Source organism: Leisingera sp. ANG49 (assembly GCF_059694505.1).
This window is the reverse complement of record NZ_JCATZN010000017.1, coordinates 1-25,327: the sequence shown is the minus strand read 5'-3', so window position 1 is coordinate 25,327 and position 25,327 is coordinate 1. Positions and strand designations below refer to the sequence as shown.

Genomic DNA, 25,327 nt, shown 5'->3' with positions numbered 1-25,327 from the left:
TCCGCGGTGGCCGTGGTCGGCACCGGCTCAAAGCGCACTCTGGCGGTGGGGGCGTCATAGGCCGGGCGGAAGTAGGCCACGAACTGGGGCAGGGACTGGATCTCCGCCGGGGTGACAATCGCGCGCTGGGTACGGCGGCCGACAATGCCGACACCGTCGCGGGTATCGTGCGCGCCCAGGGTGATGTTTTCCTGCTGCTCGATCACATCCTCTTCACCGAGCGAACGGGAAGAGCGCTGCGCCGTGTTGTAGTCGGGCGTGTTGAAGACAACCCGGTTGTTGAGGACACCGGAAATCGTCTCAGCAGCCTTGCCGCCATAGATATCTTCCAGCTGGGAGAAAACCTGGTAGCCGACAACGAAGGCGCCGCCGAACTGCCGGATCTCTGCAAGGCTCTTGGGCAGGAAGGGCATCTTGTTGAGGGTTGGCACTTCATCGAGGAAGAACCAGACCTTGGGGTCGCGGCTTTCCTCGGTCGTCATCAGCGCGTTGGCGGCCACCTCAAAGACGGTTGAGACGATGTTACGCACCGCTGCAGACTGCTCCGCGTTGCCGGTCAGAAACACAAAGCCGGGCCGGTCCTGCACAACCCAATCCCGGATCGAGAAAGGTTCGGCATCATCGCGCAGGTATTCCAGAAACCGCAGCTCGGTGATCATGTTGGCGCGGATCGAGCCGGAAGTTTTGGCAACATGCTCTCCGAAGAAATGCGCGCCGGGCGTCGCTGCCACCAGCTTGCCCAGCTCCTCTGAGGGAATGTTCATGATGGCTTTGCGAAGGTCCGCGTTGGTGGTCTGTCCGGCCTTTGCCAGCTCGCGGGCGGCGTACTGAAAGACCAGGCGGGCGGATTGGGTCCAGAAACTGTCCATGGCGCCTTGCTGATCCGGGATCATCACCTCGGCGATCTGTGCAAAGCCTTCCGGTGACACCACCTCGTTGAAGGGAGACCAGCCAGCAGAGCGCTCATCGAAGGGGTTGAGGATGATGTCTTGTTCCGGGTCGTAGTGGTCGCGCAGCAGCCCGCCCATACGGTCATAGATGATGGCCCGGCCGCCTGCCGCGCGGATGGTGTTCAGCAGCTCGTGCATGGCGTTGGTCTTGCCAACACCGACGGTGCCGGTGATGCCGATCTGCGCCTCCACAGCATTGGGAGGGAACTCGATCCCGGCCAGCGTGTAGCGGGGGCCAGTCTTCGAACCTTTGCCAAAGCGCTTTTCGTAGCCGCGCCATTTCCGCTTGGACCAGGCTTTCAGCTCCTTGGCCGTAACAAGGCGGGCGCCCCGGATATGCTCTTCCTCCTTCAGCGACCGGCCGACCATGGCGAAGACAGCGAAGGTGAAGGCAAATGCTGCGGCAGCGGGCACAATCGAGAAATAGAGGAAGCGCCAGGCATTGGCCGCGTAAAGCTCATAGATCTTGCGTAAATCGGGGTCTGCATAGATCTGTCCAGCGGTGCGCTTCACGCGCTGCCCGCCGAGATCCACATAATTGAGTTCGCGGAGTTCGGTGCCGCGCTGTTCGACATTGAATTCCGCAATCCAGTAGATGCCGGTGAGCCGCACCTTATCCAGCTCGTAATTCAGGGCGACCAGGACCAGAAATGTGATGGTGAAGGCGGCGGCGGCCATTGACGTGCTGTACTTGAGCACCTGTGTTGCCATGCGGGTCCAGTGTTGTGTTGTCTGGCCGCCTCTGACAAGCTGGGTATGTCCTCTGTTGCCCATGACGTATTCCCTCGTTTCGTTGCAACGCGAGCTTCCGGTGGCTCGGGACACCCGCGGCATTTCGCAAATTGTTGTTTCCAAACGGCAATAGCCGGGGTGGCGCGGCCCGGATGTCTCCTGGGCCGCGCTGCGAGCGCTCCGCGCTATAATGCTGTTTATGTTAAATAAGTCAGTCTATCTGACCTGAATTGCGCCTGCTAAGCGTGCGGCTGACTGATGCAGTATTGCCGGTACGCATCATGCTCAACGCCTTTGACCAGCGCCGGTTCCCAGCCTTTTGCAGGGTCATAGACGCGCATGGCCATCAGAGCGTTTTGCGGCGGCTCGTATGTGCCGAAACGGTTATTGGCGGTGAACCGGGCGCAGACGAAGAAATCCTTTTCCGGGAACGGCCACAGGATGGCCGCGTAGCGGACCGGTCCTACGCTCACATCTTTGGCGGTGTCTCCTTCAGGAACATTTGCGACCAGCCATTGCCGCAAGGCCGCCGAGCTCTGGGACTTGGATGGGTCGCCAGCCGGAACAGGTTTCTCGGAGGTGATTGCGTGTTTGTCCGTCACGGAGCCGTCATTCAGGCAGCCGGAAAGCGCTGTTGCGGCGAAGATAGCGGGGATTAAGTGCTTGAGTTTCATGCTCGTGGTTTCCTTTTTGCGGGCGCTTCGGCAGCCGTTGGCCACGGCGCCGGCGACGGATCGCTTGATCGTTTTCATTGGAAATTTCCTTCTCGAAATATTCGGCCCGCCTTTACTCATGGGCTTCCAGCCTGCCTCATTGTTCACATCAGAATTGCCAGGTTCCAGGACCGGAGACCGGCCGCTAGCCTGGGCTGCATGGAAGCCAGTTGGCGGTGGGTTTTAAACTCTTTGGAGAACGGGGTGCGTTGTTCCGTTAAAGCCCGCCGCTGATTTCCCCTTCATATTCAAACTGCCTGTCCGGTTTCCGGTGCGCTGGCAATTGCTAGAAGCCCAGGATATTGCCCGGGGTCCGGGAGATATGTCCCATGCACCCGGCCAGCCCAATCAGTTCCGCCGCTGCAACTGCTTGCTTGATCATCTTCATTATAAATATCCTTCTCGAAATATTCGGCCCGCCTTTACTCATGGGCCTCCAGCCTGCCTCATTATTTACATTAGAATTACTAGGTTCCCCGGTCGAAGACTGACCGTTATTCTAGGTTTGCTTGTAAACTGGTTTCAGCGGCGGGTTCTTGTGCTCACTAGTGAGTTCCCCCCAATGAATGTGCATCCCCACTCTAAGTGTGCATTTCTGTAAGAATCCGCTGCTGATTTTTTTCTCTCAAAATTCGGCTGCCCGAAGGTTTCCGATACGCTGGAAATTGCCGGGGCCTCGGAGGTCTGGCCATGCACCCGGCCAGTCCCTTCAGTCCCGTCACTGCGACGGTTCGATAGATCATCTTCACTGTAAATTCCCTTCTCGTAATGTGCGGCCGCCTTTACTCCTGGGCCTGATTACGTAACCTGATTTTCAGAGGTGGGCTTTGATTTGCCCTGCTGTAGCTCTCGGAGGCCGCTGACTTAATCCCTAACCTCCAGCCAGCCTCGTTGCTCACATTAGAATTGTTAGGTTCCACAGCCGGAGGCCGACTGTTACTTTTGGTCTGCCTCTCGACAAGGCGTCAGCGGCGGGTTTTGTACTCTTTTGCGAGCGGGGTGCGTAGTGCCGTGAAAATCCGCTGCTGACTTTTCCTATCAAATTCAACCTGCCTGCCTGGTTTCCGGTGCGTTGGTGATTGCCTGAAGGCGGTCCGCCGGAGCCGCGCCGCGGATGATGCCGCCGGGGCCGACGAAATACGGGGTGCCGGTTGCGCCGAGTGCTGCAGCCAGGCGCTTGGCTTTCTCCAGATCTTCTGCGCCAAGACCCTCCTGCACCGCAGCGGTAACTTCCTCCGGATCATGGCCCAGCTCCGCCAGCGTGCGGATGGTGGTGGCTGCACTGGCCTTGCCTTGAACCGACATCATGGCATCGGAAAATTCGCGGTAGGCGTCTACGCCCTTCAGCGCTTTCAGTGCCAGCGCCGCCTTGGCGGTGAAGGTCGATTCCTTGCCCAGGACAGGGGTTTCCATGAGCACCAGCTGCAGGTCCGGCATGGTTTCCTTCAGAGAGGCGACAACGGGGTGCGCCCGGCGGCAATACCCGCAGTTGTAGTCCTGAAATTCCACCAGGATCGGCTTTTCCGGATCGAGACCTTCAAACAGCTCGTCAGCCACCTTGGCGATCAATTCCTGGTCTTTCACGGCTTTGGCGGCTTCTTCCTTTGCCTCAAGCAGGGCAAATACTTCCAGAATGATGTCCGGGTTGCGCAGAAGCGCGTCACGCACTTGGCTGTCAAACTCGAAATCGGTCTGCGGCGTTTCGGCGGCAGCAGGGGTCCCGAGGAAGGTAAAACCCACTGCTGCCGCCAAAGCTGCCTTGCCCCATGTTGTGTTGCTCAAAATCATTGCCCGTTTCCTTTCTGTTCTTCGAATTGCTGCGGTTTCATTGCCTGTTTAGGAGTGCTTTGCTATGCTTGCTCGCCCTAAGGAGAAGTCCCTATGCGACGCCTGATGACGAAATTCTGGAAGGAAATCGCCTACCTGGTGGGCTTCGCCGTGCTGGTTGTTCTGCAGTTCGAAACCATTGGTATGATTTATCTCAGCGCAGGCGCTGTCTGGTTTGTCATCTGTTTGCCGCGGAATAGCAGATCCGACTACGCGAACCGCGACGCTACTGGCGCTGAAGATTATTGTGTCCGCCAACGCCAAGAGCGCTACCTGAACGACCATTGGACACGGAGCTATCATGGCTAACCTCATTCGCCTTCCCTCTTGCGTCCGGTGAAAATGTGGCCGCCGATCTGAACATTCTGGTGCCCGCGGGCCTGCGACTCTCGTGAGATCCAAGTGGGTACCTCATTGGTTTGTTCCCCGGCGGCTACATGCGCGGCCATACCTTTTGGCGAGTAATAGTGTGTCGCACCGCCGGTAACGTCGGGGATCTGTCCGGCGGCAACACCGTCGACGATCCGGCCGATCCGCTCATATTCCGCGCTGCCCTCTTCGAGTTTCGTTGGCAGGCTGTTTCCGCCAACGCCGTTGTTCCAGGCGGAGAACTGTTTGAGCTGCAGACTGACCTCGGCCGGATTGTCGCCCCAACGCTCATCTGCAACCCGGTTCATGATCACGTGCGCCACAGCGGCCTGCCCTGTTTCACTTTCCCGTCCAGCTTCTCCGGCGATGGTCCGGATCATCACATCCCGGTCGTAGTTGGAGAGCTGAGGTGTGCCGGTGATCGCAGAGGATACAGCCGAGCCTGCGTCGAGAACGCTGTCCACGATGTCCTCTCCGGTCGTCCAAACCTTCTGAAGCGCGCCCGGAACCACTCCGAAATCCTGACCGTCTACCACTGTGCGCTCATTTTCTGTCGCCTTGGAGGTTGCCTGCTCAGACAAGGCAGTCCTATGGTTTTCCATGGCCCCTTGAACCTTGGTGGTAGCCTCGGTGATCCGGCCAAATTCCTTATGATGATCCATGCCGCTCGATGGCAGGCGCTGGGTGGTGATTTCTTCCTGCGGGCGCGTAAGCGTGTGGGCCTGGGCCAATCCCGGGTTTGGCCGATCCAGGCCAAGCTCCTGAAGCAACCCGGGCAGAACTTTCCCCACGGCAGCCTCCTGGGCCTTCACGCCGGAGGTGGATTTTGGGTTGAGGAAGCCGGAGATCTGCTGCTCGCTGTATCCAGCCTCACGCCATTCGCCGATCACCGCGTCGGTCAGCTGGCCGTCATAGCTGATGCCGTGCGAATAGAGATTGCTTTCCGCCGAGGCCAGAGTTTCGGCTTCTTCCCGTGCTTCAGCATAGGCGTTACCCCTGCGCTGCACATTGTCGATGCTCCAGCGCTCGCCGCCGTCTTCGGTATTGGTCAGGCTGCTGTGTTCGCTGGCCCGGATCGAGTTCACGGCATCGCCGTATTTGGCAACTGTTTCCGTCAGTCCGGAATCCCGGGCTGCTTCTGCCACCCGGCGGTAGGTATCGGTATCCATGCCCGTTCCGGCGACACTACCTTCAAGACGGCCCGACAAACCACTTTTCCCCGCTCCAATCTCGCCTTTCAAATCATCGGCAAGCGCGATCCTGTATGCAGCGTCCACCGAAATTCCGTGCTCGTTAGCGAAACGCTCCACTGCTGAATGCGCTTCCCGTGCTTCTTGTGTCCACCTATGGCTTTGCGATGTGGAACTATCGCTGGCGGTGCTGGTGCCGGAGGCTGAGGAGCGGCCGAAGTTTGCATAGTTCGCGGCGGTCTGATTGAGCGCCATGCTCCACTCATCCCGCAGCGACGTTGCGTTGCGGATTGCCGCCTCTTTCCGGTCGGACACCTCTTCCCGGATGGTCTGGCCCACCCGTGCCGACATGCCGCCGGTTGATTGGGCGGTGCCGGTGGCGAAGGTCGAAGAGCCATCAGCGTTGACGGTCCGCATCGCGCCATCTGCCATCCGCACGGTGGACGCCCCCGCATCCCGCACGGCGGAGGTGTTCCACTTGTTGGCCGCGAAGTTGTTCATGCTGGCATTGGAGAGGGAGATATTGCCGGTGGCCGCTTCGCGGCCCGATTCAATGGCGGCCCCCTGCCCCACGTTCAGCATCGAGGTCGCAAGCCCTGCCATGCGGCCTGCACCGAACAGGATCACCGTGGACACAAACGGCACAGACATCATCAGGTAACCTGCGACGGTGCCCACATCCTGTTCGACCGCCCGGACGCCCAGGTAATTGGCGAAGGTCAGGGAATAGTCGAGGGAGCCGGTGCTGAATGAGCCCATTGCCTCCCGGTAGTAGCCGGAGCTGGCTTTCATGACGATGGAATGCAGGATGGCGGACAGCGGATCCCAGGCGGCCAGCCAGAGGAAACCCCCGAAGTAGCCCTTCATGACACTCCAGACCAACGGTGTCATCATCATGATCATCGCCAGCGGAAACGCCGCGTAGTAGAGCGATTCAAAGACGATTTTCAGAAGCGGCACCCATTTCAGGGCGGTGATCCCCACGGAGCTGTAGCTGGCCGAGGTCTGAGCTTCCGTCCGGGCTGCCTGATAGGCGGTCATAGCAGCGTTGTTGCCGGAAGAAGCAATCAGCCGCTGCACCGCACCGTCCAGCGAATTGACCAGCATGGTTTGCCGGATAGTTGCCTGGGCGCCGGCCGAGGTCATGCCAATAAAGGTCTGAAACTGATTGAGAGTCCGCCGCATGTCGGCCGCGGAAAGCGCGGGATCTGCAGCGAAGTGGCTTTGATCCATCGCCGCGGCCTTCTGGAAGAGGACATTCTGCACTTCATTGTTGAGACGGGTGCTGATCTGCGGCCAGCCGTCCGCGCAGGTCGTGGTTTCTTCCAGAACCGGATCATAATAGGCCAGAGATTGCGGGACATTGGCGCCAATGTATGCCACCAGATTGCCCGCCTGGCCCAGCTCGCCCACATCGACAATGCCGATGTTCGAGCCATCCACCATGCAGTTTTCCATAAAGTTAACGAGCGTTTCCTGAACAACCGGAGTGACAGAGCGCCAGCGGGCGGCTTGGCTCAGAATAGTGGAGCCAAAGAGCATTCCGGATTTCTGGTAGGTCAGGTTGTCCGGTGCAGTGAGCAGCGTTTCCATCACATCGGTGAGCGAAGCGCTGGCCCTCGATGTCAGAGACCCGACCCAGGCCACGGACCACGGCACATTGTCCACGGTGCCGTAGATGCCAAGCGGCACGGTGGAATCCATGATGATCACGCGCGCCCTAGGGCCAAGGCCGACGGTAACCACCAGCATCACGCCGATGAAGTAGGTCACCGCCTGCCGTGCTGCTCCGAAAATCGCCAGTTGGAGGCCGGCCACGAGCACGCCAGCGACGATGCCGCCGTAAATCAGTGATCCGAAGTTGCCCGAGCCGGTGAAGGCCGCGAGGTAGTTGAAGACATCATAGAGATAGTAGCCGCCGCCAACTGTATGAATTTCGAGTTCGGGCATAGATCACTGCCCCCCGGTCTGATTAATGATGTTGCCGAAAATCGCGTTGGACGATGCAGCCAGTTCACCCCTTGCGAGGCTCAGACGCTCCAGGTTGCGTAGGGCTTCCGCGTATTTCCGCTGTGCAGACGCCCGCAGGTCCTGAAGCACGCCTTTGGTCTGGCGTACCGTGTCCTGAAACTCCCGGTTGATGTCACCGGCAATATCGACGTTGGCGGCCGAGTTCAGGATCTCGTTCATTCCCTCGTCAATGTAGGCAATCGCCAGATCGACCGCGACCAGCTCCGCCATCGAGTTGATGTCGTCCTGGACAAACTCGTATTTGTAGCTCTTGGCCGTAACCAGGTGCTTGTAGACCGGAATGGTGGTCAGGTTGATGAGCGCAATGGCCTCGTCCGGTGGGGCGGTATCGTTGCTGATAGCATCCGAAAGTCCCTGGATCGCTTCAGCCGTGACAGAAAACAGTGCATTGCGGGCAGCGATAGTCCTGTTTCTGAAAACCGGCTGCAGGCAGTCATTTGTTTCATCGCACTGAAGGCTTTTGTAGGCGCCGCCCTCAACCAGGGATTTGGCAGCATCCGGAGACAGGGCGCGCGGCGGAATTGTGCGGTGCGTTGGGCTTTCGTCATCATCTTCAGGAGACACGGTGATGATCGTGCCCGTGAGCGTCATGAAGAATTCTGCGATGCGCGGATTGGAAGCAAGGAAGTTGTTTTTCTTCACCGCGCGCCACGCATAGTTCACATCAGTTGGCACTTGCTCAGCTAAGGCCCCGCTTGCGCGCCCCAGCGTCGAGTTATGCTGGCCGCCAGTGCCGCAGCCGTGGCGGGAGGCAACCCGGTCTGCAAACCGGCCAGTATAACCGCCAATAGTCTGGCAGACGTGCTGGGATGCCCCATCCATTTTGGGCCAGAGCGAGGCAGTGAGCAGTTGCCCTGCTTCGCAGGAATTGATGTTTCCCGCGTTCACCTGCTGGATCAAATCCCGCAGTTTGGCGACGATTTCCTGCACCGCAGGCGACAGGCTTTCCAGTGCCAGCTCGAATGCAAAACCGGCGGCGTTCTGCATAATCGCTTCCATGAGCGCGATAAGCTCCTCTTCGGTGATGAAAGAGAAGGCGCCGCCGAAGATGTCGATGCCGCCGCACCCCGCGCGAACGGACGGCAGTTGAATGGCTGCAAGCTGGCTGTTGCGCGGCCGGGTGCGCAGATAGAGGGAGCCAAGCGTGGCATAGCCCGCTTGCTGGCCTTTATAGGCCGTCGGTTTTGTGACGTTCACACCGCCGCCAGTGCGCTCCCAGAAGTTCTTGAGGTCGTTTCCGATGTCTGCACTGACAGGTCCTGCAGCAAGGAGCGCGGCCGCGGTCAAAAGGTTCAGAAGATTGCGTTTCATTGGCCTGCCTCTTCCTGCTGATGGCTGTTGTCTGCCTCCTGTATTTTGGCTCCTGCGGAGGCGGCGGCTTGCTTGTCCGGCCCAAGGCAACCTTGCTGCGGGAGATCCGGCATCGCGTCCTCGTCGAGCCAGAGCCAAGCAGGATAGGTGCCTTCTGCAGCCACTTCGCGCAGGGCAGCGACCGCATTGGTGTCTGCGGCGGGATCAGCAACGAACAGCGAAACCGGGCTTTCCAGGTCGGTCAGCACCGCGCAGGCAATCGGGGTCTCATGGTCGAGGGTGAACCGCTGGGACTTGAGGAAAGCGCGCCTGCTCTCTGTCAGTGCCTGGATCAGCTGATAGTCGCGGATGGTTTCAAACGGGATCCAGTTTGCAGTGACCAACATCATGCCGATTTCCCGCAGAACGGGGTAGCCAGCTTTAGCCACACTAAAGGTGGCGATCACCATCACATGCACGTCACCCAAAGCGTCCGCGAGCATGAGCTGATCCGCAAACACCTTTTCAAATTTCCGCACCAGGTCCTCTTCCGCGAAGAAGGCGCAGTCCGGCGCGTGTTTGAACAGGAAGCGCGCACCCATGCGGGTGGCTTCATGGCTCTTGTATTCGGCCACAACGAGGCCAAGCGGGGCCGTACCGCGCGCAGGTGCCTGAAGGCCGCGCAGGAGCTTGGCCCGGCGCGCGGCGTTTTCTTCTTTCCGCTCCGCCTTCCAATAGTCCGGAACATAGAGAATATCTCTCAAGTCTCTGGACTTGGCGGACTTCCCCGCGGCTGCGTTCAAAAGTGCACGCTGTACCGGCCCCCACCAGCGTTTACCCTGCATAGCCGGGGTCCAATTCACCAGGTCCGCCTCATGCCACAGATATTGCAGCAGGCTCGACAGGCCGAGCTTGCGCGGGCTGGCCTTGGCCTCGGTCGGCTTTTTCCCGGAAGGCGCGGGTGGTGCCGGGCGCTTGCTGCCCATGGTCAAAGGGAAATCGACCTTCAGCGTCGTGGTGCCGCTGTCCAGATCTTCCTTGATCGCGCTGCCCTGCACCTGGCTGAGGCCCGAGAGATCTTCCGGCGGCAGGAAAGACTCGCAGCCGGGCGCATGTTCCGCACCGGTGCCCGGCATCCGCTTCAGAATGAACCGGCCATTCACGCAGGCCACATACATTTGCGGGGCCGGTTTCCGGCAGCCGCAGGTAATGCGGCTGTGTTCCTGATGCGCCCGGCCAAGGAGGTTCTGGCCGTCGCCGGTTGCCGGATCCACTGGGATATTGCCGATGAAAAACACCATTCTGCCTGCTCCTTCACTGATACCGTTCGCCCATGGGCACTTCCCGGACCACGTAGATGCGCTCCAGGATTTGATCCTCTGTCAGCAGTCCGCCCCCGATCAGCTGGGTTTCCCCGCTGGCGGCATCGACAATGGCGATGAAGGGGCGCGGCTTGTCCGCGAGTTGAAGGGCCTCAAGCTGGCCCGAGTCCTGAACCGCGTCCGGGAAGTATTCGATGGGGCTGCCATCGGTGGACACGGCCAGAATTTCAACGCCATAGGCATTGCGGATGCCATCGAGGATCTGCGCCTGCGCGAGGCACAAGCGGCAGTCCGCAGGATTGTCATAGACAAAGATCAGACCGGCCTCTTGAGCCGCCCGGCGCAGAGCCGCCTGCTCCGCCGCATTGCGCTGGTCCTGATAGATGTTGGTTCCCATCTGGGTCAGCGGACGGCGGGTATTGGCATCGAGGTGGGGCGAGCCGAACAGCACCCGCTGCCAGACGGCTGCGAAACGCGCCGCCTGCTGCGCCATCTGCTTGTTCACCTCCATATACGCCTGCACGTTTTCCGGTGTCGGATCGAGAATGGCACGGTGCTTCAGCTCGTCGGCGTATTCCCGGAACGCCTCGATCTCCTCGGTGGCCGTCAGCTCTTTCGGTTCTTCCGGCTCCTGTGGTTCTTCCCTGGCTTCCTGTTCCGGTTCCGGTGCGGGCTCTGGCTTAACCGGCTCCGGTTCAGGTTCCGGATCGCAATAGAAATGCCAGCCGTCGACCTCTTCACCATTGCAAACCAGCCCCGCACTGGAGGGGTAGGCTGCAGTGGCTAGAAGTGCGGCAAGGGTCAATGGTTTCAGCATCAGCCTGTCCTCCCGGCTGCGGCGAGAACAGCGGTCCGCACGGACTGCGCGTAGTGGCGCGCATTGCGGTAACCGGTAATCTGGCCTGCAATTTCCCCGGCAGCTTGCGAGTAGATCAGAGTGGTGGGGAACTCGGTGATCTGCGCGGCAACCGGGTGCGTTCTGGCATCGGTTGCTTCCGCAAACGGCGGGATCGGCCGTGCGTCATGCGAGGCAACCAGGACCGGAATGCCGGCGGGCTGGGTCATAGCCGCCAGAACCGGCGCGGCGGATTTGCAAAAGGAGCACCAGGACGCCCCGATGAAGATCACACCAACACCGGGATTTTCCTGAGCCCCGGCCAAAGCTGGCACCGCCGCTGCTGTGAGGCTGGACAGAAGGAAGCCACGCCGGTTCATTGGCCCAGCTCCCCGAATACATTCTGCACCTGGCTGTCGGCCGACGGGAAGCGATCCTCATAGAAATCCTGCAGGTCTTCGGCGACGGGAACCTGAATATCGCTCATGATGTCACCGAAGACAGGCGACAGATCCATTTCCTCAATGTCCACATTCCCGAAATCTTCAATGGTGACATAGCCGCAGTTCGCAGAGTGGGGAGAACCCCAGCCCTGATTGACTTGTTTCTTGAACTCCTCGATGAAGACCCGGCCGAATTTCGAGTTGTAGGTGCAGTAGTGGTAGCGCCTCTTGACGCACGCGCCCAAAACCTTCTGCTGGCAGGTAACGCCGACAAAACGGGTCGCGCCCGCTTCCCGCTTGTCCCGCAGGATTGCAGCGGATTCCGGACAGGTGCCGCCGAAGAGACCGCCGGTCGAACAGCAATTCCGTCCCGGTGCCTTGCTGCAGGTCATTGTGGTGCCCTGAAAGAAACGCACATCATTCGGGTCAGTGGCGGCCTGCTCCCGGTATTCTTCCTGCATCTGCGCCAGCACGTTCAGCCAGGCCGCAGATCTGCCGAAGTCATCAGATGTTTCCTGTTCGACCCCGATGCAGTTGTCACCGACACAGACGTTGATTGGCTCGCAGCTGGTTTCCAGATCACCGGAAGAGACGCCGCAGCGGTAGTGATACTCCCGGTTCGTGCAGACCCCTTCGCGTTCGGCAAGACAGGTGTTGCTCTGCAGAATGCAGGTCGGATCGCTTTCCAGCGGCCCGCAATTGGTTTCGCCTTCGCCAACGGACAGGCAGCTGTAAACGCGCTTCCGCTTCCACCAGCTCCGGGAAAAGTCCTTGCGGTTTATGTCGCGGACCTCTGCCCCCTCCTCGGTAATGGTTTCAACCAGCTCGCATTCCTCGTTGCCCTCAAACCTGCCGCAGCGGTTGATGATTTCCTCCTGCGTCGGCCCGAATTCGGTGTTCACAAGCCGCGCCGGGCTCATGTCCTCGTCTTCATTCAGGCAGGAATAGGTCAGCCGCCACTGACGGCATTCCCCGTTGCGGTAATCGACGCAGCGGCGGTCGGTCCTGGTACAGTTGACGCTTGCGCGCGTGGCGGTGCATTCATCCAGCGGAGCGCTGTCACGGCAGGAGCGTGTTCCTGCCTCACGGGAACAATAACTGGTGAGCCGGATACCGCCTGTGGACGCCGTGTCTGTTTCCACACAGCTGTATTCGGCTTCTCCGCAGGTAATTTCGGCCGAGGCGGGGGCAGCCCAGAACAGGAGAGCAAAGAGGAGAAGGAGCAAGCGGTTCATTCGCAAACCTCCGTTCCCACGTTCCTGAAACTGTCACAGCAGTTCCCTTCAAACTCGAAGGTGATCTCTGCCGCTGGATCGCTGACCTCCGGCCGGTACACCAGCCGGGCAACAAAGTTGGTCGATCTGAACCGGCGTCCAGCATCGGGCCGAGCCCGATCGTATGTTCTGAGGTTCAAAAACCGCAAAACATCCCTGTCAATCGAACGATCGGTGTTGAGGTTCACATAGGTGAAGCAGGAGTCGGTAGGAGCACGGCGGCATTCCATGCGGTAGTTGTTGTTGTTGCACCCGCGCTCGCAGACTTTAACCCAATGCCAGCGTCCCTGTTTCCAGGAGCTAAGCCCTTCTGAGACATCCCAGCCGTCTTCCATACTGGGGCTCCCCGCAACGACATCTCGGTAATTGCTTTGCGAGGACAAAGCCCGCTTGGTGATCGCAGCAAGGGGGATCGGGTTAAATTGATGGTTGCATCCCTGAACCTGGTCGAGAGGAACCAGCAAACCATCCCTGTCATTTGCCGGACAGTTGCCAGAGCCGCCACCAAAGTTTCCACCGACAGCATCCGCAAAGGAACCGGCAACCTCGCTGCCGTCGCCAGTGGTGATTTGAAGAATGCCCGAAGCTTGAACATGGCGGATCATCGCGCTGCTAACGGCCAGCCGGTCAGCAATCCGCACAGAAAACGGAAACTTCTTCAGCGCCGAAACATTGCGGTATGACACGTCTGTGCCGGAGTTGACGCGTTGCGCGCTGAATTTCACAGTGGCGCGCTTGCCGCTCCAGGTTACCTCATCAGCACCTGCGAAGCGGACCATCCGCTGGATGCAAGCCGCTTGGTTCGTGTTGACTTTGCATTCATAGACATTGTTCTTTTCGCAAACCTGCACGAAATTCGAGGCCCGCCTGTCGCAGCGGTAAGTGTCGGTACGATCCACCCAGATTTTTCGGATCAGGCGGCAGGTCTTTTCTTCGCGCGCAGGCAGGCTTTCGCAGAACTCGTCGCGCACGTCAGATTCCGGAACTTCCGGCGTGGTGCAGCTGCCGGTTTCGCTGCTGAAGTACCGCCCGGCAATGTCTTCCGCGTTCTCATGCGCCCAATTGGCGTCATCGAACAGTTCCCCCTGTCCGTCGATGTCGATGTCCGGACGGATGAGCGCGCTGTCTTCTGTGGCGCGCAGAACCCGGCCTTGGGTCTTGTCCGCATCGCGGGTTTCCAGAATACGGTCCTCGAAAGTGGTGTGCCTCATGCCCGCCTCTGGCGGCCGGGAGGTTTGAAAAGGCGTCACCACCTCGTTGACCGTTTCATCCCGGAAGGTGCTTCCCGTATTCACAGACCCATCGGCTGCAGCCGCCGCGCGATCCATGAAGGATTGCGCGAAAGCGCCGCTGCCAAGCAGGACGGCCATCAGGGCAAGGGAAAGAGATCTATTCAGCATCTGCGGCCTCCTGCTGAGAGAGCAGCCGCTGGGCCGCAGAAGCGCCGGCCTCCCCCTGTTCCGCGATCAGGCGCAGGGCGAATTCGACCGGTACATTGCCGCCCACCCGGTCATGCAGCGGCACAGGGTCCGCTTCGCATCCAGGTGTTTCGCAGACATCGACCGCTTCACTCATGGCAATGACCTGCGGCACCGATGCGATGCGGAACCGGGTGAACACTGTAGGGTCGATGGAGAAGCCCACGGCATCATCCAGAGAGCCGAACGTCTCTTCCAGGGCGGCTTGAGTTTCATAGACCGAGTTGTTCACGAACCCGCGGAACACGATGGGCAGACCGAATTTCCGGGCTTCAGCCATCATTTGCTGCAGTGACTCCTTGGGCACCGAGAAGGAGGCCAGCAAGAAGATGGTGGCACCGTCGTACCGCACTTCTTCCGCGTCACTGGCAGCTCCCCCGGTGGCATCGGCACCAAGCAAGGCCCTGACACGGGGATCCGTCAGTGCGCGGGTGCGCAGGCCGTCGAAATCGACGTCAGAAAAGGCCCCTTCCGCCTCCTCGAGCGGCCGCAGGGTTTGCCGCAGCACCTCGCCTTGCTGTTTGGCGGTGTCAACGATGGTCGCCAGCGGGGCGGTGATCCGCCCGGTGCTGCCCGGTGCGTATTCGGTCACACCTTCCCCAGTCTCCTGGGCGCCAAGGGAGAGGGGCGTGACAGCCAATGCGGATCCAGCCGCCAGTCCAACCGACAGTCCAGCCATCCGTGCAAAAGTCAGAGTGCGCAGCAATTTCTCTTCCTCCAGAACAGCCAGCCGAAGGATTCCCCTTTGAAGGGGAACTCTCTCAGCCGATCCACGTATTGAGCTGAAAAGCCGATGGGGCCGCAGCCGTACCGGCCCGAGGTTTTCGGGCGCGGGCGCGTCACCTGCATCCGGTACTGGCTTTTCTTGATCACCGGCTGCGATTGGGTTTGGCAAAGCGGTCTTTCCGACGCGGTTTTCCGTGCGATCAGCAGCCTGTGCATCCGGGCCACCATCTTGGTTGCAACCACCTGGCTTGCCATCACCCCGCCAACATGGGCCGCGACATCGCCTTGGATGGGGTAGATCGAGCCGCCGCAGCCGGTGCACCAGAACAGCGCATCCATCGGCAGATTGCCGGAGGACGCCTTGGTGCAATCTGCAGCGCAGGCCGCCTGGGCAATCGGATTGGCAAACAGGATTGCCTCCGGGTTGATCAGGTTGTTCAGCTCCGCATCCTGCCAGAGCGGGTCAATCTCCGAGATATAGGCAACTTCGAACTGCGCGCTCTGCATGCACAGCCCGTCAACGATCACACCAAGCCAGGAAATCAGCGGATAGAAGTAATAATGTGCCTGCCAGCGCGACCCGGTGCTGCCGCCGCTTTGCTGGGTAGCAGAGGATTTGCCCAGAGACAGCAGCCCGAAATCCATTTCAAAGCCCATGTTCACGAAGCAACCGGGCTCATTTGCTACATCGACCAACCGGGCCGGTTCCCAAAGACCAATGGACAGGCCAAGCCGGGGCGGAACACCCGGGCAGACGCAGAGCGGGAAGGTCTGGTTTCTCGTATCCGGGCGGCTGGCGCCAAAGCTCAGGCTCAGGCCGCCGATGGAGATGGGAAAAATGCAGTCCCAGCAAACTTCCGTGATGGGGTTCAGAAACCGCTTGTTGCAGATTGCTGCCGCTTGGGTTGCTGCAAGGGCGAAGGCAAAGGCGAGGATCAAAGCGCGCAGGTTCATTGCAGCACCTCCCCGCCCTTTCCGAGCGCAATTTCTTCCACCTGCATGACGGGATCCGCGCGTTGCACCACGGCAGGCACATTGCGAATGCCGAAACGCTTCACCAGCACAGCATCCTGGTCGAAATAAAACCGGCGGCCATGCTCGCGCATCAGGCCAAGCGGATCACCGTTCACCAGAACCAGAAGCGTGTCCAACTCGCCGCCATCGGCCAGCGCAAAGGCCACCTGGCCGGGATCGTCGCCGTCAAGCAGGACGATGCGCTTTTCAAAGCGGGAATAGGCCAACGGATTAACGACTGTGCCAGCGCGGGCGAAGACCCGGCCCTGATGGTCTGCCAGATCCTCTTTCAGGGTGATCGACATATCGACCTCCCAAACCGCGTATTCCTCCGCTTTGCCGATACCCTGAACCGGATGCGGCCGGTTCACATAGGCCCGCGTGGTGTTCTGCATTTCCTGCCGCATCCGGTTCAGCTCGCCAGCCGCTTCCATTTCCAGGAGCCGGGTCTTGATCGTGTCCAGCAGAGAGGGTTCAGCCACCTCGAACAATGGGCCGTGGGTGCCGAGATCCTTGGCCGCCCCCTGCCCTGCGGCAGCAGCGAGAACCAGAACAGCAGCTTGAAGACGGCGGCGTGCGCCCATTCTGTTTGAACAGGATCCGAAACCGCGGCCTCTGCGCTGCCTGCAGCAGCTCCGAATGCGGTTTCGGATGCGGCTTTTTGTTTTGGAAACAGAATGCGGCGGGGTCATTACCAGCGCTCCGCAAGGTCTGTCCAATGGGGGAATGGGATTTCAAATCCAGCGGCGGCGACTTCCGCCACCGGCCGCGGGCCGATCACTGAATACCGGCTGTCCAGGCTGTCCGGGCTGTCCCCAAACACGGCAATCATGCCGTCCGGCACCACATCGCCCTGCCAGAGCGGTGCAACGAGCGCGCCGTTCTTCCGCTGCCCCTCGACACAGGTTCCATTGATGCAGACGCTATTGCCCAAGCGGCGGACCGGATCGCCGGCTATTCCGGCAATCCGCTTGGTCAGGTAAAGTTCATGCCCGCCGAATTGTCCCTCCAGAACCTCCGGCATTTCAACCGCGACGATGGCACCCGGCCGCAGGATCAGCGGCCAGGTCACCATTGCATAGGCATTGCCTTTCAGGCTGCCGGTCGCATTCACAACCAGCCGCCCGCAGGCAAGCCCGTAGTAACCGGCAGCGGTCACTGCCAGGACAGGCAGGATCAAAACCAGCTTAGAACGCCGCATCACTCAGCACCTTTTTCATGATGATGCCGGTGACATCTGCGGCCTGAAGGCCCGCAGCCGATAGGACGGCGCCTTTACGGACGACAATTTGGCCGGTCTGGCCGGACAGCCGGTCAATTTCCAACTGCACAGCCTGCTGGAACGCTGGGAGTGTGTCCCCGAATTGTTCATCCGGCACCCGGCCATTCGACCAGACCACAAACATGGTCAGGCTCTTTTCCGGGTCGAAAACCGCAACCGCTGGAGGCTCATCACGAAAGACATCCGGAAGCAGCAGGAAAGCAAACGCCGCGGCCTGTGCCATCGCCACAAATCCAAGCCCAATGAGGATTTTCTTCTGCAAGCTCATGCCACTTCCCCCCGCTCAACAAGGGTCTTGATGGCCTCTACTGTGCTCATGCCCTGGGCCTTGTAGTGGTTCATCCGTTCGACCGTGGAGCCTTTCGATGAGAACACCGCCAGCGAGAACGGATCGAGCAGCAGACGCCCGTAGGCAAAGCCCTCAGGCATTTGGATTGCCAGTTCGGAGAACCGGCCCGGAACCGAAGTCAGCGACTTCAGGAGCATTTTCACCGGTGGGTCGATGCTCTGCAGCGCGTCGATGCTCTCCGGTTTCTGGGCCAGGAAGATCCGGAAGTCCGAGTTTTCCAGGCAGACGCTGGCGGCGGGGTTGGCCTTATAGTCCTGCATCGACTGCGTGCCGGTGATCAGCGATCCGGTGTATTTCCGCGCCCGGCGCACGACACCCTCGATAAAGGCCGCGGTGCCGGTTCCTTTCAGCAGATCCCACGCCTCATCAATCACGATGGCTGTAGGCGTGGAACGGGGGGTTTTGAACATCAGTTCGGTGCCAAGGAACATGACGATCTGCAGAATGGTCGCCTCAAGACCGGCCTGCCCCTTGATGTCACTCAGCTCCACCACCGTGAACGGGGCATCCAGAGCAATATTGGCCTCGCCTTCAAAGTAGTGGCCGTAGGCCCCGCCGCGGGAATACCGGTTGAGTTTGCGCACCACATCCGGCAGCCGCGGCTCTCCAGCCGCGGCATCCTGCAACCGGTCGCGCACATCGGAGATTTCACCGTCCCGGCCCTTTTCGTCCCAGACCTGGGCAATGGCCGAGCGGATATAGTCCTCTTCAACCCCTTCAACCCGGCCGCCGGTGTGGCCGCCGAGATCAGCCATCGAGGCGACAACACGGGTAACCAGCTCGATGGCATCGGTCTTGTATTCGTCCTGCCCCATGGCACCCGCATCGAGCAGAGAAAACGGATTGAGGCGGTTGCGGGTCTGGCCATCAAAAGCAATGTGTTTGCCGCCCAGGATTTCTGCCGTGGTTTTGAACGAATAGCCGTCGTCAATCACCAGGACGTTGCCGCCGGAGGTGTAGATCCCCACCGCCAGTTCCTGCATGAACACTGATTTACCGGCACCGGACTTGCCTACCACGGCGGTGTTGTAGTTGCCCGACGAATAAAAATTGTCCCACTGGAACACCTGCCCCTGACGGCCCGCCAGCAGCATTCCGGTTCCCCGGGCATTGCCCATCCACTCCCCATGCACTGGCAGGAAGGCCATTGCCGCTGTCGATTTCATAAGCCGCATACGCATCTGCCGCCCGAAGTCGGACATCATCCTGCCCGAGCAGCCGAACGGCAGGCTGGCAAGGAACAAGGGAAGCTGCAGGAAAGTGTCTTTGGAGAGTTTGATCCGCTGGCGCCGGTAGATGGATTCCACCTCGCCTGCCGCCATCTGTGCTTCTGTTGCACCGCCCCGGGCATAGGCGACGATGGTATAGAGGGTTTCAAAGAGGCGTTCGCCCGCCTGGATTTCAGCCGCCAGCCCGTCCAGCTCTGCCTTTTTCTCCGCGAAATTCGCGACAAACTTGCCAAAGGAACTGTTGGCAGCGTGTTCCGCCATGCCCCGTTTCTTCAGAATGAACGCACCAGCTTTCTGCCCTGGCATCGCCTTAAGCGTGAAGGATGTCAGAACCGGGCCGAGCGGCCGGTCCATCAGCCGGGCGGGATCGCCGTTGAGGGCCATGCCAAGGCCAAAGACCCATTCCCCCGGGTAGGCATTCACCGAAGAGACAGTAGCCGCCAGCTCTGGGCTTCCGGAGAATTGAAGGGCCTGGCTGCCAACACGCAAGGAAGCGCCGGGCAGCTGATAGTTGAGCGGCATGTTGTCGTCATAGGCTTCCTGGTCCCAGTCTTCACCGCTCCCTTCCGGCCGGGCAGCGTGGAACAGCTCCCTCAGAAAGGCGAGGAAGCGCGGCGGCTCCACATCCATCGACCAGCTGGCCGTGCCGAACACGTTTTTGAGGGCCGAGCGCATGGACTTGAGGCGCTTTTCGTCCTCAATGCCAAGCTCTTCCCCTTCCTGCCAAACGGTAACGAAGATGTGCCTGTCGAAGGGGATGGCACGGGCACCGTCTCCTTCAATGCCGAACCGCATATTCTGAAGGTGAGACACCCTCTGATTGACCATTTCATCAATCAGAGCCGACCGGCCAAGCCGCGCCGATTTCCAGCGCCCGGCAACCGGTTCAATGGCCGGAGAGGTCCAATTCAGCACCTGAAATGTGGCGCCGGACGGCAGGTTTGCGGCAATGGCACCGCCGATATTCTCCGCCAGATCGTTTTGACCGATCGACGCCCCCGCTTCCATCAGGAAGCCGCTGCCATGGGTAAAATGATAGAGTTTGTGTTCCGGGTCATAGGCCCGCCACGGCAGAATGTCAGAGAGCACATCGCCCTCCATCAGATCCGGCTCGTCCTCTGTCCAAGGAACATCACCGAACAGCCCTGCCATCACATCACGAAAGAATGTCATATCCTGCCCCTCTGGCGGCGTTTTTTGCCCAATAGGGTGTTGCGTGGGAAAGTGCGGCCGACGGCTTCAACTGCTTGCCAAGCCTTGTCACGGTAGGCGTGCACTTCCTCTACAGGGAGCCACACCGTCACTTCGACAAAACCAGCATTGCGGCGCTCTTGCCTGATCGAGACCATGCGGGCTGCTTTGTCGCTCAGGATTCTTGTGTTGGCTTTGCTTATCACTGGCGCCATTGCCCTTCCTGGATCACGAAATGCACAAAGCGCGCCTCATGCATGATCCCGCCTTCATCGAGGATCGGCGCAATCCAGAGCGTTCCGACGACTTCCGGAGAGCGGTAGGCCGCAGCGTTGTAGGGAAAACCGCCGTCTGGCAGACCGGTGAAGCCCCCTTTGCCGGAGAACAGCGGATTTTGTGCCAGGCTCTTCACCGCAGTGTCTTCGGGACGTTCCTGAACAGACGTCACCGCAGCGGTTCCAGTGCCGTCCACAGCACCGATAGTTGTACAGGGCGACCCTTGCTGCGCTTCACACAGAAAGTCTTTTTCCGTGTTTGGATTGGCACAGCCAGCGGCCAGCGCGACTAGAATCAGGCTTGCGATTTTCTTCATTGGCCCAGCTCCACCCCTTCGAGAAACACGAGCTCGACCTTGGTTCCGCCATAGAGGGAGACCACCGGCTGATACTGTTCGGCCCGTTTGATGTAATAATCAGCCAGCGTGCTGGCCGCTTCTTCCGCTCCGCCGGCCAGTGTGCCTGCGCCTGCGCTCTGCAGGATCTGACTGAACGATGCGTTTTCCTGGCTGAGAGACGCGGTAGCTCCGGCACTCAGCCCTTTGCCTAGACCACCCAAAGCACCCGCGATGGCAGCATTCCGGACGTTGGCACCTTCACGGCTCACGACGTGCCCGCGCACACCCTCTTTTCCGGAACCAGCCATGTAGCCTGCGACTTTGGTTTCCAGAACTTCACCCTGCCGGTTTACGCAGGTCATGCTGATCAGTCGCACTTTCACCCGCTCCGACGACAGGTCGCCGGTTGCAGACCCCTGCACCGTGCAGCCCTTCAGGTTCACCCGCGCGGGCTGACGGTTTCCAAGCGCTGCGGTCACTGCAGAGCCGGTAATCCGGAACAGAACCGGAATAGGATTGTCCCGGTTAGAGACGTTGGTTGCCGCATCGGCGCCCGAAAGGACAACTGCTGGTGCGTAGCTGCCTGCAGGGAGGTAGCTGCCCAGACGTCGGATCTCGCGTTCTTCCGTTTGCGGCTGCTCGATGGTAGCCAGCGTGAAACTCTGCCCGAAGTTGCTGCGTACCGAGCCCCCTTCCCCATCGCCGGCTGTTTGCCCAGTCCGGCGAGGTGTGGTGCGCGTAGGGGTGCGGCGCTCGATGAAATCGCTCCCCGGGCCGATTTCTGCAGGCTCTTGGGTCAATTGCTCTTTGCCGGGCAATTGCGCCGCTGCATTGAACGTCTGTTCCGGCCCGCTGGCGGCAGGGCGGCTCTTGGCTTCTGCCAGTTGAGTTTCCAGCGTCGAAATCTTTTCGATCAGCTGCAGGATCGGCTCATCATATTCCTGCCGGATTGCCTCAGCCTGTTGTTCGGCTTCCCGACGGGACTGCTCGACCAGCTTGCGCTGTTCTTCCAGCTCCTTCTGCAACCGCTCCATTTGAAGCCGCCCGGATGTGATCCAGGACATTTCCGGCGAGGCCGCAGCCGTGCGGTCCGAAATTATCGTCTCATCAACCGTAGGGTTGGAGCGGTTCGGGAGACCCGCGCCCCCTGCCCCACGGTTCATCATCGCGCCCAGCCCTATGAAGCCGACCACGACAATGCCCCCGACGACGGAAATTGCGATAAGCTGGTTCGTTTTGCGGCTTTTCTGCGCCATCACTTCGCCCTCACAACAACAACCCAGGACCGCTCACCGGCAGCGAGGCTTTTTTTCTGAACCCAGACCGACAGCACGCCAGCCCGGTAAAACTCCTGTTCCCGAACCTGCCGAGGCGACTTGCCAGCCGCAGCCACACGAACCTCGCCAACCAGCTCATCGGTGCGGTGCGAGGTAATCAGCGCACCATGGCGAGCGCTGCCCGGGCCCGGGCTGCGGATCTTCGATCTGATGGTGTCACGGGTCGCGGCTGTCAGCTGAGCTGCAAAGCCGTCGCCGCCGCCAAGTGAGGTGCCGGCGAAGCCGCCGCTGCCCGCAGCAGCCTCCGGTTCCGGGTTCTTGCTTCTGACAGTGATCAGCGCGGTTTGCGTGCTCGCGCGGATCGGCAGGATTTCATAGGCAACCGTCAGGCCCTTTTCCGTGACCAGGTACCCGCCTTCCTTTTCCGGCATTCCTCCCGGGCCTGCGTATTTGAGGAACAGGTCGCCGGTCTGTTCGTCGTTGCGGACCTGATAGACCGAAGCCTCATTGTCGTTGACAATCGACGTGATCCGGTCGCCCACAACACTGACGCGGGTAATGCCGGTGACAGATGCCTTGAAGCGGACAAGACCATCCTCAGAGACGGTAAAACGCTGATCTGCCGCATTCACCGGGCAAGCCGCCGCCAGCCCGGCTGCGAAGACCGCCGCCAGTTTCATAGTCTTCATCATGGTCAGATTCACTCCTCCGCTGAGATTTTCCCGATAGCGGCCAGCCGGACTGAACCGGCTTGCGGCTTGAACCGGATCAAAATCCGGCGGTCTTCGCGGGTGACTTGAGTTGTTTCCAGGTAGGTGGTGAGGTCGCCTTCCACCACCACTTCATAACTGGCAAAATTGTGCTCGATCTTCCGGGGAAAGAAGACGGTCGAGATCTTGCGTTCGGTGATGTCCTTGCCAATCCGGTCGTAAGTATCCAGGATGCTGGCCCGTTCAGCCGGGCCGCTCAGCCGCTCCAGGACGCTGCGCCCGTAATGAAGGGTCCGGGGAGAGCTGTTATACATCGCATAGACCGCATCCAGCGCAAGTGCCTCAACATAGCCTTTATCCACTGTTCCGCGCGCCACCATCCCGTCGCTGACAGTGGTTGGCACAAGAACGACCTGATTGGACTGCGAATAGAGCTTGGCCGACAGCATAACGACGGCACCAACCAGCCCAGCCGATACAACGCCCAGAGTCAGCACCGCTTTCCGGGACCGGTTCAGGGCCTTGTTCATGTTCTGAAAGTTCATCACGCCCTCCAGGCGCTGATAGCGCTATCCGGGAAAGATCTATAGATGGTGATCTCTTTCGGAGTGATCCAATAGAGAAGAGCCAGGAGTCCATGCAATCCACGCTCGCCCTTCACACGTTTCCAGATGAAATAAAACGCAAGCCCGGCTGCGAAGCCAAAAAACGCCTGACGGCCCAGGAGGCCCAGTACAATGGGAAACATTCCGGCCACCGCCTCATCGGCAGGCAGGAAAAAGAACTGCGGCGGGTCTTGCAGCCTCTGTTCCACTTTGACGACCTTGTCCATGCCTCTTCCTTTCACGGATTGCTTCCCGCACCCGAAGGCGCGGGAAGCTGGTCCAGATCATTGAGTGACAGTTTCCGGTGTTGAGGCTTCAACAGCAGGCAGCTCCAGAAAATCGGTGCTTGCCGTCACACCGCCGAGGCTGGTCACGGTCTGGACGCCGTAGCCGAGGAAGATTGCTACCCCCACGGCAATGAACACATGGTTCCAGCGGCCGGTTGCGGCCAGAGTCACGCCGCCGATGAGCACAGACAGGATCAGGATGACGTAGCCGCCGGCGCCGTCCAGAATGGTGTTCAGGTCCTGGCCGAGCGCGTAAAAACCGGCTTCAACACCGGTATCCGAACCGGCCGCCATCGCGTTGGTGCCTGCCACAGCCACTGCCGCAGCCAGCGCGCCGGTCTTCAGGGTCTTTGATATGTGCATATTCTGGGTCCTTTCAGTTTTAACGGATGCACGGAGAAACGCCCCGCAGCGGGAAACTGCGGGAGGCCGCTCTGTGCAGAGCGGGTTTGGAATTGTGAGTGGTAGACGCTAGGTGGAGAGACTGGACGCTGCTCTGCCGGGCTTTAGATGGAAATCGGGTGTGTGCTCAGCAGCTGAAACGTGCCAGGACTGCGCTGGAGCTTAGGATTGAATGTTCATAGGAGAGCATAATCTGAGTGGCAGGGAGCAAGTAATGGTTGTTGGTGCCTACTGCTTAGACAATTTGAGATATTCGCGAAACTCGCCAATCTGACCCCGGTCAAAACGGCATTGAGACTGCCGAATTTACGGAAATTCAGATACTTGTACTGCAGGCACTCGCTATATCTGCGTAGGGCAGATCAGCAGCTTTGTTTCCCGCTAAGCGTGAGTTACCTAAGGGCACTTTACTCTTAGATTTTGGATTTCTGCCATGTCATCGCTGCTTCCGTCTTCCCGTTGCCAGGAAACCGCCTCCGGAAAGGTCCGGGACTTTCTTCACCGTGCCGAACAGGATGTCCGGGGCGCCCGCGGGATCTCCGGTTCAGCAGCAGAACTTCTGGATGAAATTGAATCCGCTGCCTCGCTGGATGTGCTCCGCAATCAGATCACCCCCCTGATCAATCAGTGCTTCAAAGCTGACCATATCATCTACCACGGGATTTGCGGTACCGGGCGGCAGTTCGGCTGGGGCACATACCCGGCAGAGTGGATCAGCCGGTACCTCGAAAAAGGCTACATAAGGGTCGATCCTGTGATCCAGAGCAGCCGGAATTGCTTCCACCCGATTGACTGGAAGCGCTTGGATTGGTCCTCCAAGTCTGTGAGGAAGTTTCTCGCAGATGCGCAAGCGCACGGTATCGGAAATCAGGGGGTTTCAATCCCCATTCGCGGTCCCCACGGCCAGTTCGCCGTGTTCTCGGTCAACAGGTCCTGCAATGATGAAATCTGGCACGAGTTCACCAGCCAGCGGACCAGGGATTTGTTGCTGACAGCGCATGCCTTTAACGAACGGGTCCTGCAATTGCAGCCGGACCTGGTGCCCCAAGCCATTCCCCATCTTGGCAAACGGGAGATTGATGCTCTGGCGTTACTGGCCAGGGGATGCGGCCGGGCGGAGGCGGCGGCTAAGCTGAATATTTCGGAAAGCACGCTGCGTACTTACATCGAAACAGCTCGAAGCAAGCT

Annotated in this window: 25 protein-coding genes; 2 read left to right on the top strand and 23 right to left on the bottom strand. The window is 59.8% G+C overall.

Annotation, left to right across the window (positions count from 1 at the left end):
* From AC58NV_RS22955 to AC58NV_RS22945, 3 genes are all read right to left on the bottom strand, one after another.
* On the bottom strand, positions 1 to 1,661 hold a 1,661-nt coding region (locus AC58NV_RS22955; protein WP_497229230.1), incomplete at its 3' end, for a type IV secretion system DNA-binding domain-containing protein.
* A 260-nt stretch (positions 1,662 to 1,921) separates the two neighbouring features.
* Positions 1,922 to 2,434 carry a hypothetical protein gene (locus AC58NV_RS22950; RefSeq protein WP_497229229.1) on the bottom strand — a complete coding sequence of 171 codons (513 nt, stop codon included), beginning with the start codon at positions 2,432 to 2,434 and terminating at the stop codon, positions 1,922 to 1,924.
* A gap of 1,005 nt (positions 2,435 to 3,439) precedes the next feature.
* Positions 3,440 to 4,183, bottom strand: a complete 744-nt coding sequence (locus AC58NV_RS22945) for a DsbA family protein (protein WP_497229228.1) — start codon at positions 4,181 to 4,183, stop codon at positions 3,440 to 3,442.
* Between the two features lie 93 nt (positions 4,184 to 4,276).
* On the opposite strand from AC58NV_RS22945, the gene AC58NV_RS22940 reads away from it, so the two are divergent.
* Entirely contained in the window at positions 4,277 to 4,531 is a 255-nt protein-coding gene (locus AC58NV_RS22940) for a hypothetical protein (RefSeq protein WP_497229227.1), read from the top strand.
* Between the two features lie 2 nt (positions 4,532 to 4,533).
* Here AC58NV_RS22940 and AC58NV_RS22935 read toward each other — a convergent pair whose 3' ends face one another.
* The 20 genes from AC58NV_RS22935 to AC58NV_RS22840 form a co-directional block, all read right to left on the bottom strand.
* The gene (locus AC58NV_RS22935; protein ID WP_497229226.1) at positions 4,534 to 7,731 is read right to left on the bottom strand and encodes a conjugal transfer protein TraG N-terminal domain-containing protein; all 3,198 of its coding nucleotides are present in this window, start codon (positions 7,729 to 7,731) and stop codon (positions 4,534 to 4,536) included.
* A gap of 3 nt (positions 7,732 to 7,734) precedes the next feature.
* Positions 7,735 to 9,123 (bottom strand): conjugal transfer protein TraH, encoded by a 1,389-nt coding sequence (locus AC58NV_RS22930; protein ID WP_497229225.1) that lies wholly within the window; start codon positions 9,121 to 9,123, stop codon positions 7,735 to 7,737.
* The gene (locus tag AC58NV_RS22925) at positions 9,120 to 10,403 is read right to left on the bottom strand and encodes a DUF1173 family protein (RefSeq protein WP_497229224.1); all 1,284 of its coding nucleotides are present in this window, start codon (positions 10,401 to 10,403) and stop codon (positions 9,120 to 9,122) included. Before AC58NV_RS22925 ends, AC58NV_RS22930 begins: the two co-directional genes overlap by 4 nt.
* Before the next feature lie 13 nt (positions 10,404 to 10,416).
* Complete coding sequence (locus AC58NV_RS22920; RefSeq protein WP_497229223.1) at positions 10,417 to 11,241, bottom strand: conjugal transfer protein TraF; 825 nt, start codon at positions 11,239 to 11,241, stop codon at positions 10,417 to 10,419.
* Positions 11,241 to 11,639, bottom strand: coding sequence for a TlpA family protein disulfide reductase (locus AC58NV_RS22915; protein ID WP_497229222.1), 399 nt, complete (start codon positions 11,637 to 11,639; stop codon positions 11,241 to 11,243). The genes AC58NV_RS22920 and AC58NV_RS22915 overlap by 1 nt, the downstream gene beginning before the upstream one ends.
* A complete protein-coding gene (gene traN / locus AC58NV_RS22910; RefSeq protein WP_497229221.1) occupies positions 11,636 to 12,937 on the bottom strand; it encodes a conjugal transfer protein TraN in 1,302 nt (433 codons plus the stop codon). Before traN ends, AC58NV_RS22915 begins: the two co-directional genes overlap by 4 nt.
* A complete protein-coding gene (locus AC58NV_RS22905; protein WP_497229220.1) occupies positions 12,934 to 14,376 on the bottom strand; it encodes a hypothetical protein in 1,443 nt (480 codons plus the stop codon). The genes traN and AC58NV_RS22905 overlap by 4 nt, the downstream gene beginning before the upstream one ends.
* Positions 14,366 to 15,160 (bottom strand): type-F conjugative transfer system pilin assembly protein TrbC, encoded by a 795-nt coding sequence (gene trbC / locus AC58NV_RS22900; protein WP_497229219.1) that lies wholly within the window; start codon positions 15,158 to 15,160, stop codon positions 14,366 to 14,368. Before trbC ends, AC58NV_RS22905 begins: the two co-directional genes overlap by 11 nt.
* Entirely contained in the window at positions 15,145 to 16,134 is a 990-nt protein-coding gene (gene traU, locus AC58NV_RS22895; RefSeq protein WP_497229218.1) for a conjugal transfer pilus assembly protein TraU, read from the bottom strand. The genes trbC and traU overlap by 16 nt, the downstream gene beginning before the upstream one ends.
* On the bottom strand, positions 16,131 to 16,778 hold the full coding sequence (traW, locus tag AC58NV_RS22890; RefSeq protein WP_497229217.1) for a type-F conjugative transfer system protein TraW: 648 nt from the start codon (positions 16,776 to 16,778) through the stop codon (positions 16,131 to 16,133). Before traW ends, traU begins: the two co-directional genes overlap by 4 nt.
* A 107-nt stretch (positions 16,779 to 16,885) precedes the next feature.
* A complete protein-coding gene (locus AC58NV_RS22885) occupies positions 16,886 to 17,395 on the bottom strand; it encodes a S26 family signal peptidase (RefSeq protein WP_497229216.1) in 510 nt (169 codons plus the stop codon).
* On the bottom strand, positions 17,382 to 17,744 hold the full coding sequence (locus AC58NV_RS22880; protein ID WP_497229215.1) for a hypothetical protein: 363 nt from the start codon (positions 17,742 to 17,744) through the stop codon (positions 17,382 to 17,384). The genes AC58NV_RS22885 and AC58NV_RS22880 overlap by 14 nt, the downstream gene beginning before the upstream one ends.
* Positions 17,741 to 20,227, bottom strand: a complete 2,487-nt coding sequence (locus tag AC58NV_RS22875; RefSeq protein ID WP_497229214.1) for a TraC family protein — start codon at positions 20,225 to 20,227, stop codon at positions 17,741 to 17,743. The genes AC58NV_RS22880 and AC58NV_RS22875 overlap by 4 nt, the downstream gene beginning before the upstream one ends.
* The gene (locus AC58NV_RS22870; RefSeq protein WP_497229213.1) at positions 20,224 to 20,460 is read right to left on the bottom strand and encodes a hypothetical protein; all 237 of its coding nucleotides are present in this window, start codon (positions 20,458 to 20,460) and stop codon (positions 20,224 to 20,226) included. The genes AC58NV_RS22875 and AC58NV_RS22870 overlap by 4 nt, the downstream gene beginning before the upstream one ends.
* Entirely contained in the window at positions 20,448 to 20,837 is a 390-nt protein-coding gene (locus AC58NV_RS22865; protein ID WP_497229212.1) for a TraV family lipoprotein, read from the bottom strand. The genes AC58NV_RS22870 and AC58NV_RS22865 overlap by 13 nt, the downstream gene beginning before the upstream one ends.
* Entirely contained in the window at positions 20,834 to 22,114 is a 1,281-nt protein-coding gene (locus tag AC58NV_RS22860) for a TraB/VirB10 family protein (protein WP_497229211.1), read from the bottom strand. Before AC58NV_RS22860 ends, AC58NV_RS22865 begins: the two co-directional genes overlap by 4 nt.
* A complete protein-coding gene (locus tag AC58NV_RS22855) occupies positions 22,114 to 22,827 on the bottom strand; it encodes a TraK domain-containing protein (protein WP_497229210.1) in 714 nt (237 codons plus the stop codon). Before AC58NV_RS22855 ends, AC58NV_RS22860 begins: the two co-directional genes overlap by 1 nt.
* An 8-nt stretch (positions 22,828 to 22,835) precedes the next feature.
* Positions 22,836 to 23,390, bottom strand: a complete 555-nt coding sequence (locus AC58NV_RS22850; RefSeq protein WP_497229209.1) for a TraE/TraK family type IV conjugative transfer system protein — start codon at positions 23,388 to 23,390, stop codon at positions 22,836 to 22,838.
* Positions 23,390 to 23,677 carry a type IV conjugative transfer system protein TraL gene (traL, locus tag AC58NV_RS22845; RefSeq protein WP_497229208.1) on the bottom strand — a complete coding sequence of 96 codons (288 nt, stop codon included), beginning with the start codon at positions 23,675 to 23,677 and terminating at the stop codon, positions 23,390 to 23,392. The genes AC58NV_RS22850 and traL overlap by 1 nt, the downstream gene beginning before the upstream one ends.
* A gap of 57 nt (positions 23,678 to 23,734) precedes the next feature.
* Positions 23,735 to 24,100 carry a hypothetical protein gene (locus AC58NV_RS22840; RefSeq protein WP_497229207.1) on the bottom strand — a complete coding sequence of 122 codons (366 nt, stop codon included), beginning with the start codon at positions 24,098 to 24,100 and terminating at the stop codon, positions 23,735 to 23,737.
* A 472-nt stretch (positions 24,101 to 24,572) separates the two neighbouring features.
* Here AC58NV_RS22840 and AC58NV_RS22835 point away from each other — a divergent pair.
* On the top strand, positions 24,573 to 25,327 hold a 755-nt coding region (locus tag AC58NV_RS22835), incomplete at its 3' end, for a helix-turn-helix transcriptional regulator (protein WP_497229206.1).